Source organism: Pseudomonas sp. RW10S2 (assembly GCF_014268985.1).
Classification (GTDB): domain Bacteria; phylum Pseudomonadota; class Gammaproteobacteria; order Pseudomonadales; family Pseudomonadaceae; genus Aquipseudomonas; species Aquipseudomonas wayambapalatensis.
Map to the genome: position 1 here is coordinate 1 of NZ_JABWRO010000169.1, position 9,182 is coordinate 9,182.

The 9,182-nt window shown below is 61.5% G+C and carries 8 protein-coding genes; 2 read left to right on the forward strand and 6 right to left on the reverse strand.

Annotated features, from left to right (window positions below):
* Positions 1–69: 69 nt before the first annotated feature.
* The 6 genes from HU729_RS24025 to HU729_RS24050 form a co-directional block, all read right to left on the reverse strand.
* Complete coding sequence (locus HU729_RS24025; protein ID WP_054894859.1) at positions 70–282, reverse strand: DUF1127 domain-containing protein; 213 nt, start codon at positions 280–282, stop codon at positions 70–72.
* Positions 283–658: 376 nt separating this feature from the next.
* Positions 659–2,152 (reverse strand): acetyl-CoA hydrolase/transferase family protein, encoded by a 1,494-nt coding sequence (locus tag HU729_RS24030; RefSeq protein ID WP_186670045.1) that lies wholly within the window; start codon positions 2,150–2,152, stop codon positions 659–661.
* A 190-nt stretch (positions 2,153–2,342) separates the two neighbouring features.
* Positions 2,343–3,794 (reverse strand): NAD(P)(+) transhydrogenase (Re/Si-specific) subunit beta, encoded by a 1,452-nt coding sequence (locus tag HU729_RS24035; RefSeq protein ID WP_054894857.1) that lies wholly within the window; start codon positions 3,792–3,794, stop codon positions 2,343–2,345.
* Between the two features lie 2 nt (positions 3,795–3,796).
* Complete coding sequence (locus HU729_RS24040; protein WP_023378063.1) at positions 3,797–4,111, reverse strand: NAD(P) transhydrogenase subunit alpha; 315 nt, start codon at positions 4,109–4,111, stop codon at positions 3,797–3,799.
* Positions 4,112–4,122: 11 nt separating this feature from the next.
* Positions 4,123–5,244, reverse strand: coding sequence for a Re/Si-specific NAD(P)(+) transhydrogenase subunit alpha (locus tag HU729_RS24045; protein ID WP_186711758.1), 1,122 nt, complete (start codon positions 5,242–5,244; stop codon positions 4,123–4,125).
* Between the two features lie 431 nt (positions 5,245–5,675).
* A complete protein-coding gene (locus tag HU729_RS24050; protein WP_186711759.1) occupies positions 5,676–6,575 on the reverse strand; it encodes a LysR substrate-binding domain-containing protein in 900 nt (299 codons plus the stop codon).
* Positions 6,576–6,739: 164 nt separating this feature from the next.
* Between HU729_RS24050 and HU729_RS24055 the strand changes: the two genes are divergently transcribed.
* Positions 6,740–7,921 (forward strand): acyl-CoA dehydrogenase, encoded by a 1,182-nt coding sequence (locus HU729_RS24055; RefSeq protein WP_186711760.1) that lies wholly within the window; start codon positions 6,740–6,742, stop codon positions 7,919–7,921.
* A 15-nt stretch (positions 7,922–7,936) separates the two neighbouring features.
* A complete protein-coding gene (locus HU729_RS24060) occupies positions 7,937–9,157 on the forward strand; it encodes a CaiB/BaiF CoA-transferase family protein (protein ID WP_186711761.1) in 1,221 nt (406 codons plus the stop codon).
* Positions 9,158–9,182 lie beyond the last annotated feature (25 nt).

Here is a 9,182-nt window from a genome sequence, read left to right on the forward strand (position 1 = left end):
CCCCCCCCCCCCCCCGGGGGGGGGGTTTTGAGAAATCGCGGTGCCGGCCTTGGGCCGGCAAGCCGGAGCTTAGCGCCAGAAAGGCTTGCTCAGCTCTTGGTAGCGCTGGGACTCGCTGATGCCGGCGTCGGCCAGCAGGCGGGCATCCAGGCGAGCCAGTTGACGGCGGCTGGCGATGCGACGCTGCCACAGCAGCAGGGTCGACAGGGCGCGCAGAGGAGCCGAGGCTTTGGATTCAACGTTGTTTTCGAAAACCAGACCGGAACTGAGGGTACGTTCCATGATGTGTCATCCTTCCGCTTGTGGCGGGATTAGGTAGTGATTTAACTGATGCCAATGATCCTCCCCTGTCGTCCATAACAGTAGATACAGTTCAACAGTATTGCGATGGGCCAGTTAACTGTTAAACGCTACTGTTGCACTCAGAATTGGCATAACTGTACTGGTCTGCACTATTTCTGTGCATTTATGTTCGATTTGAAAATATTGGCGGCATTGAAGCGGGGTTTTTAGCGGTACAGTAGTACAGTTTTGAATATTTATCGGTTAACTGTTTTAGCCAGGCAGACGTCATCGCGGAACGACCCCGCTCCCACAACTGAAATGTGGAAGCGGGGTCGTCCCGCGATGGGTTCAGAGGAGCAATGCAGTTAGCGGATCAGCCGGCCAGCATCCGCCCGCTTTCTTCCAGGTTCTCGTGCCAGCTCAACGCTTCGCGCAGGATATGCGGAGTGTGCCCGCCTCTCTGGCAGGCGCGGTCGAAGTAGTCGTTGAGGGCCGCGCGGTAGTCCGGGTGCACGCAGTTGTCGATGATCGCCCGGGCACGTTCGCGTGGTGCCAGGCCGCGCAGGTCGGCCAGGCCCTGCTCGGTGACCAGGATGTCCACGTCATGCTCGGTGTGATCGACGTGGCTGACCATCGGCACCACGCTGGAAATCGCGCCGCCCTTGGCCATCGACTTGGTGACGAATACCGCCAGATGAGCGTTGCGGGCGAAGTCGCCGGAACCGCCGATGCCGTTCATCATCCGGGTGCCGCACACGTGGGTGGAGTTGACGTTGCCATAAATGTCGAACTCCAGCGCGGTGTTGATCCCGATGATGCCCAGGCGGCGCACCACTTCGGGGTGGTTGGAGATCTCCTGCGGACGCAGAACAAGCTTGTCCTTGTAGCGCTCCAGGTTGCCGAACACCTCAGCGTTGCGGCGGGTCGAGAGGGTGATCGAGCTGCCTGAGGCAAAGCTCAGCTTGCCGGCATCCATGAGGTCGAAGGCCGAATCCTGCAGCACTTCGGAGTACATGGTCAGGTCTTCGAACGGCGAGTCGATCAAGCCGCTCAGCACGGCATTGGCGATGGTGCCGACACCGGCCTGGAGAGGGCCGAGCTTGTTGGTCATGCGCCCTTCATCCACTTCTTTCCTGAAGAAGTTGATGAGGTGGTCGGCGATAGCCTGGGTTTCGTGATCCGCTGGCAGTACAGTGGACGGCGAGTCGGGCTGGTCGCTGATGACGATGCCGACGATCTTGGCTGGATCAATAGGGATCGCGGTGCTGCCGATGCGGTCATCGACCTTCACCAGCGGGATCGGCGTGCGGGTCGGGCGATAGGTCGGGATATAGATGTCGTGCAGCCCTTCGAGGTTGGGGTTGTGCGACAGGTTGATCTCGACGATGACCTGCTTGGCGAAGATCGCGAAGCTGGCCGAGTTGCCCACCGAGGTGGTTGGCACGATGTGGCCCTGTTCTGTGATCGCGACCGCTTCGATGACTGCGATGTCCGGCAAGGTCAGCTGCTTGTTGCGCAATTGCTCGACGGTTTCCGACAGGTGCTGGTCGATGAACATCACCTGCCCGTCATTGATGGCCTTGCGCAGGGTATTGTCCACCTGGAAGGGCATGCGCCGGGCAAGTACACCGGCCTCGGTCAGTTGCTTGTCCAGGTCGTTGCCCAGGCTGGCGCCGGTCATCAGGCTGATCTTCAGTGGCGACTGCTTGGCACGTTCGGCCAGGGCGTGTGGCACTGCCTTGGCTTCGCCGGCGCGGGTGAAGCCGCTCATGCCGACGGTCATGCCGTCCTTGATCAGGCCAGCGGCATCGGCCGCACTCATTACCTTGCTGTGCAGGGAGGACAAGCGGATACGATCACGGTACATGGATTGTTATCTCGGGCTACTTGGGCTACTGCAGCGCAGTCTAGAGATTTCGCCCGATGCCGTCCCGCGACCATGGTCGTATGAGAAGCCTGGAAATAGAGCCGTTGATCTGGATCAGCAAAACGACAAGGCCCCAGGAAAAATCTTCCCGGGGCCTTCTATAAGAGCGGCTGTTCAGTTCGGAAAAGGACTACTCCACCGCCTTGACCATGTCCTCGATGACTTTCTTGGCGTCACCGAACACCATCATGGTCTTGTCCAGGTAGAACAGTTCATTGTCCAGGCCCGCATAACCGCTGGCCATGGAGCGCTTGTTGACGATGATGGTCTTGGCCTTGAAGGCTTCGAGGATCGGCATGCCGGCAATCGGCGACTTGGGATCGTTCTTCGCTGCCGGGTTGACCACATCGTTGGCGCCCAGCACCAGCACCACGTCGGCCTGACCGAACTCGGCGTTGATGTCCTCCATCTCGAACACCTGATCGTACGGAACCTCGGCCTCGGCCAGCAGTACGTTCATGTGCCCGGGCATGCGCCCCGCCACCGGGTGAATCGCATATTTCACGGTGACGCCGTTATGGGTCAGCTTCTCGGTCAGTTCTTTCAGGGCGTGCTGGGCGCGGGCCACTGCAAGGCCGTAGCCGGGAACGATGATCACGCTGTCGGCGTTGCTCAGCAGGAAGGTTGCATCGTCGGCCGAGCCGGATTTCACCGGGCGCTGCTCCTTCGTGCCAGCCGCCGCGCCGCTATCGGTGTCGCCACCGAAACCACCGAGGATGACATTGAAGAACGAGCGGTTCATCGCCTTGCACATGATGTACGAGAGGATTGCGCCGCTGGAACCGACCAGGGAGCCGGCGATGATCAGCATCGAGTTGTTCAGCGAGAAGCCGATGCCTGCCGCCGCCCAGCCCGAGTAGCTGTTGAGCATCGACACCACTACCGGCATGTCGGCGCCGCCGATCGGGATGATGATCAGCACACCCATGACGAAGGCGAGGACCAGCATCAGGGTGAAGGCGCTGTAGTGCCCGGTGAAGGTGAACAGCAAGCCCAGGGCGAGGGTGGTGATGCCAAGGATCAGGTTCAGCTTGTGCTGGCCTGCGAACTGTACGGGTGCGCCCTGGAACAGGCGAAACTTGTACTTGCCCGACAGCTTGCCGAAGGCGATCACGGAGCCGGAGAAGGTGATCGCGCCAATGGCTGCGCCGAGGAACAGCTCCAGGCGATTGCCGGTGGGGATCGGGTCGCTGATGCTGGCGACGATGCCCAGCGATTGCGGCTCGAGCACCGCGGCGATAGCGATGAACACCGCGGCCAGGCCGATCATGCTGTGCATGAAGGCGACCAGCTCTGGCATCTTGGTCATCTCGACGCGCTTGGCCATGATCGACCCGGCGCTGCCGCCGATCAGCAGGCCGACGAGCACATAACCGATACCCGCGGTGGCGCCGCCGCTACCGACCGAGAGTGCGGCGAGCTTATAGATGAGGCCGATGGTGGTGAGCATGGCGATGCCCATGCCGATCATGCCGAACAGGTTGCCGCGCCGTGACGTGGTCGGGTGCGACAGGCCTTTGAGGGCCTGGATGAAGCAGACCGAGGCGACCAGGTAGAGAAGGGTGACCAGATTCATGCTCATGCTTACTTCTGCCCCTCGTTCTTGGTTTTCTTCTTGAACATTTCCAGCATGCGGCGGGTGACCAGGAAGCCACCGAACACATTGACCGCGGCCAGGGCCACGGCGAGGGTGCCCATCAGCTTGCCGGCCGGGGTCACGGTCAGCGCTGCGGCGAGCATCGCGCCGACGATGACGATCGCGGAAATCGCGTTGGTCACCGCCATCAGCGGGGTGTGCAGCGCCGGGGTGACGTTCCAGACCACGTGATAGCCAACGTAGATGGCCAGCACGAAGATGATCAGGTTGTAGATTCCGTGGGAAATCAGCATGTCTTCCATTGTCGTGCTCCTCAGCCGTTCTTGCGCACGACCTGGCCGTCGCGGCACATCAGGCACGCGGCGACGATGTCGTCTTCCAGGTTGATCACCAGAGCGCCGTCCTTGTCGAACAGCAGCTTCATGAAGTCCAGCAGGTTGCGTGCGTACAGCGCCGAGGCGTCGGCAGCCAGCTGGGCAGGCAGGTTGGTCGGGCCGACGATGGTCACGCCGTGCGCCATCACGACCTGATCGGCGACCGTGAGCGGGCAGTTGCCACCCTGGGCTGCGGCGAGGTCGATGACCACCGAGCCCGGTTTCATCTGCGCCACGGTCTCGGCGCTGAGCAGCGTCGGGGCCTTGCGGCCGGGGATCAGTGCGGTGGTGATGACGATGTCGGCCTGCTTCGCGCGTTCGTGCACCGCCTGGGCCTGGCGTTGCATCCAGCTGGCCGGCATCGGGCGGGCGTAACCGCCTACGCCTTCGGCGCACTCGCGTTCTTCGTCGGTCTCATAGGGGACGTCGATGAACTTGGCGCCGAGCGATTCGATCTGTTCCTTCACCGCTGGCCGTACGTCGGACGCTTCGATCACTGCTCCGAGACGCTTGGCCGTGGCGATGGCCTGCAGGCCGGCCACACCGGCACCGAGAATCAGCACGCGCGCGGCTTTCACGGTGCCCGCAGCGGTCATCAGCATGGGCATGAAGCGTGGATAGTGGTGCGCCGCAAGCAGCACGGCCTTGTAGCCGGCGATGTTGGCCTGCGATGACAAAACGTCCAGGCTTTGCGCGCGCGAGGTGCGCGGAGCGGCTTCAAGGGCGAAGGCGGTGATGCCGTGTTCGGCCATCCTTGCGATGAGCTCGCTGTTGAAAGGGTTGAGCATGCCCACCAGGATACTGCCGGGATTGATCCGGGCCAGTTCCTGGTCGCTGGGCGCCACTACCTTGAGCACCAACTGCGCGCCCAAGGCATCGCCAGCGTCACCCAAGGAAGCGCCCGCGGCCTCATAGGCGCTGTCCGGGATGCTGGCTTTGAGCCCGGCGCCCCGTTCGACAGTGACCTGATGGCCCTGGCCGACCAGTTTCTTGATGGTTTCCGGGGTCGCGGCGACCCTCGCCTCACCCGTCTGCGTCTCTAGAGGAACACCAATGTGCACGACTTTGTCTCCTGCGGTGACCTTGTCATTGTTGATTCCAGCGCACTTCGGGTGGTGCGGCTGGAGCGGCCTTTGAGCATGCATACCGCCGGTTCCGGGGCGGGCGAGGCATTTTGCAGATGAACCGAAGGTGCTTCAACCAGTTCTGGAGCGAAACGAAGTTAAAACTACAAGTCACCCTGTGACCACTTGTCGCAACCATCCGCCTTCAGGCTGTCAAGGACGCGCTATTGGGAGCTTAGGAGAAAAAAACGAAATTTTTTGGCGGTTTTCGTTAGTAGTTTGCTAGATGTCGTAAAAACAGCGGCAAACCCCCGCGGTTATTAGGGTTGATTCGGTTTTTCCCGCTTATGGAACAGTTTATGGATTTGCGACAAATCCATATATCTGTAGGTGTTTAAAATAATTGACTACGAAGTCAGCTTTCAGTCTCATGCATCTGCTGCGTAGTCGCGGGCCTGGATCACCAGCCAGTCGCGGAAGGCGCGCAGCGAAGCTGACTCCACCTTGCGCTCGGGGATCATCAGATAGTAGGCCTTGTCGCTCGACAGGGCATGCTTGTTTGCGACCACCAGCCGGCCTTCCGCCAGCTCGCGCTGGATCAGGAACGGCGGGATCAACGCGATGCCCATTTCGTGCATGGCCGCCTGCCCCAGCATGGAAAACAGCTCGTAGCGCGGGCCGTTCATGTCGCGCTCCACACTCATGCCCAGGCTGTCGAACCACTGCCGCCAGGCATAGGGGCGGGTGGTCTGCTGCAGCAATGGCAGCTCGGCTATGGAGTCGGCGTCGAGCGTGTCTCTCCCGTTGAGCCATTGCGGGCTGCATACCGGCATCGGGTTTTCACCCATCAGGCGGTGTGACTGGGTGCCAGACCAGTCGGCGTCGCCGAAGTAGATGGCTGCGTCGAAGGCGGTGTCGGCGAACAGGAACGGCCGCGTGCGGTTGGTCAGGTTGACCGTTACCTCCGGATGGCGTTGCTGGAAGTCCTTCAGGCGGGGGAGCAGCCACTGGGTGCCGAAGGTCGGCACTACGGCCAGTTCGATGACGTTGGCGCCCTGCTGGCGCATCACCGACAGGGTATCCCGCTCCACCGCATCCAATTGCGCCGAGACCTGGCGGCTATACGACAGGCCGGCCTCGGTCAGCTTCACGCCCCGGCGCGAGCGTCGGAAAAGCTCCACATTGAGAAAGCCCTCGAGGCCACCGATTTGCCGACAGACGGCACCTTGGGTCAGCGCCAGTTCCTGAGCGGCCTTGGTAAAGCTCTCGTGGCGGGCCGCCGCCTCGAAGCAGACCAGTGCCGTGGTGCTGGGGATCTTGCGCCGCATGTACGTCATCCTCACTTATAAGGGACTCGAAATAGGTATTTCACTTATTACGGAGTGAGAAAATAGCACTAATGGGTGCGCAATCCTCGTTTGTCCGTTGACAGGTTCCGGCCTAGGATCAAGGCAACAAGAATTTCGTCGCACACCTTTCGAGGACTCTGCCCATGGCCGGTAAAGCAAGTTTCAACTGGATCGACCCGCTGTTGCTGGATCAGCAGCTCACTGAAGAAGAGCGCATGGTGCGTGACAGCGCTTATCAGTTCGCCCAGGACAAGCTGGCTCCGCGGGTGGTCGAGGCGTTCCGTCACGAACAGACCGATCCGGCAATCTTCCGCGAGATGGGCGAGGTCGGCCTGCTGGGCGCGACCATTCCGGCCGAGTATGGCGGTAGTGGTCTCAACTACGTGTGCTATGGGCTGATTGCCCGTGAGGTGGAGCGGATCGACTCGGGTTACCGCTCGATGATGAGTGTGCAGTCTTCGCTGGTCATGGTGCCGATCAACGAGTTCGGCAGTGAAGCGCAGAAGCAGAAGTACCTGCCCAAGCTTGCCAGCGGTGAATGGATCGGTTGCTTCGGTTTGACCGAGCCCAACCACGGCTCCGACCCTGGTGCAATGATCACCCGCGCGCGCAAGGTCGAGGGTGGCTACAGCCTGACGGGCAGCAAGATGTGGATCACCAACAGCCCGATCGCTGACGTGTTCGTGGTCTGGGCGAAGGACGATGCCGGCGATATTCGTGGCTTCATTCTGGAAAAGGGCTGGAAGGGCCTGAGCGCTCCGGCCATTCATGGCAAGGTTGGCCTGCGCGCGTCGATCACCGGTGAGATCGTCATGGACGGCGTGTTCGTGCCGGAAGAGAACATTTTCCCTGAGGTACGTGGTCTGAAAGGCCCGTTCACCTGTTTGAACTCGGCGCGCTATGGCATTTCCTGGGGCGCGCTGGGGGCGGCGGAGGCTTGCTGGCACACTGCGCGCCAGTACACCCTGGACCGCAAGCAGTTCGGCCGCCCTCTGGCCGCCAACCAGCTGATCCAGAAGAAACTCGCCGACATGCAGACCGAGATCACTTTGGGGCTGCAGGGCTGCCTGCGGCTGGGGCGAATGAAGGACGAGGGCTCGGCGGCGGTGGAGATCACCTCGATCATGAAGCGCAACTCCTGCGGCAAGGCCCTGGACATCGCCCGTCTGGCGCGCGACATGCTCGGCGGCAACGGAATCTCTGACGAGTTCGGGGTGGCGCGTCACTTGGTCAACCTTGAGGTGGTCAACACCTATGAAGGTACGCATGACATCCATGCGTTGATTCTCGGCCGCGCGCAGACCGGCATTCAGGCGTTCTATTAATAGAGGGGCGCGGCCATGGGAGCGCTGTCACATCTGCGGGTGCTGGACCTGTCGCGTGTATTGGCCGGACCGTGGTCCGGCCAGATTCTCGCCGACCTCGGGGCTGACGTGATCAAGGTCGAGCGACCGGGTACGGGTGATGACACCCGGGCGTGGGGGCCGCCCTTCCTGCGGGACGCCCACGGCGAGAACACCAGCGAGGCGGCCTACTATCTGTCGGCCAATCGCAACAAGCGCTCGGTGACGATCGACTTCACCCAACCTGAAGGTCAGCGCCTGGTGCGCGAACTGGCGGCAAAGTCGGATATCGTCATCGAGAACTTCAAGGCGGGCGGGCTGGCGAGCTATGGGCTGGATTACGAATGCCTGAGGGCGGTCAATCCCAAGCTTATCTATTGCTCGATCACCGGCTTCGGCCAGACGGGCCCCTATGCCAAGCGCGCGGGCTACGATTTCATGATCCAAGGGCTGGGTGGGCTGATGAGCCTGACCGGGCGGCCTGAGGGTGAGCAGGGGGCTGGGCCCATGAAGGTGGGGGTGGCGCTGACTGACATTCTCACCGGGCTGTATTCCACGGTGGCGATCCTTGCGGCACTGGCGCATCGCGATCAGTCGGGAGAGGGCCAGCATATCGATATGGCCTTGCTGGATGTGCAGGTGGCGTGCCTTGCCAACCAGGCAATGAACTACCTGACCACGGGTACATCGCCCAAGCGTCTGGGCAATGCGCATCCCAACATCGTGCCTTATCAGGATTTTCCGACGGCTGATGGTGACTTCATCCTTACCGTGGGTAACGACGGGCAGTTCCGCAAGTTCGCAGAAGTGGCCGGTCAGCCGCAGTGGGCGGATGATCCGCGCTTTGCCACCAACAAGCAGCGGGTTGCGCATCGGGCGGAGCTTATTCCTCTAATCCGCCAGGCGACGGTGTTCAAGACCACGGCCCAATGGGTGGCGGAGCTGGAAAGGGCTGGGGTGCCGTGCGGCCCGATCAACGACCTGGCGCAGATGTTTCAGGATCCGCAGGTGGTGGCACGCGGGCTGAAGGTGGATGTTCCTCATCCGCTGGCGGGCAGCGTGCCTCAGGTGGCGAGCCCGATCAGGTTGTCGGAGACGCCCGTGGAGTATCGTCGGGCCCCACCTTTGTTAGGGGAGCACACCGAGGCAGTACTGCTGGATGTCTTGGGCCTGGATGCAGGGGCTGTTCAGTTGCTGCGCTCTGCTGGCGTGTTGTGACAGCGTATTGGCTATGTATAGAAGC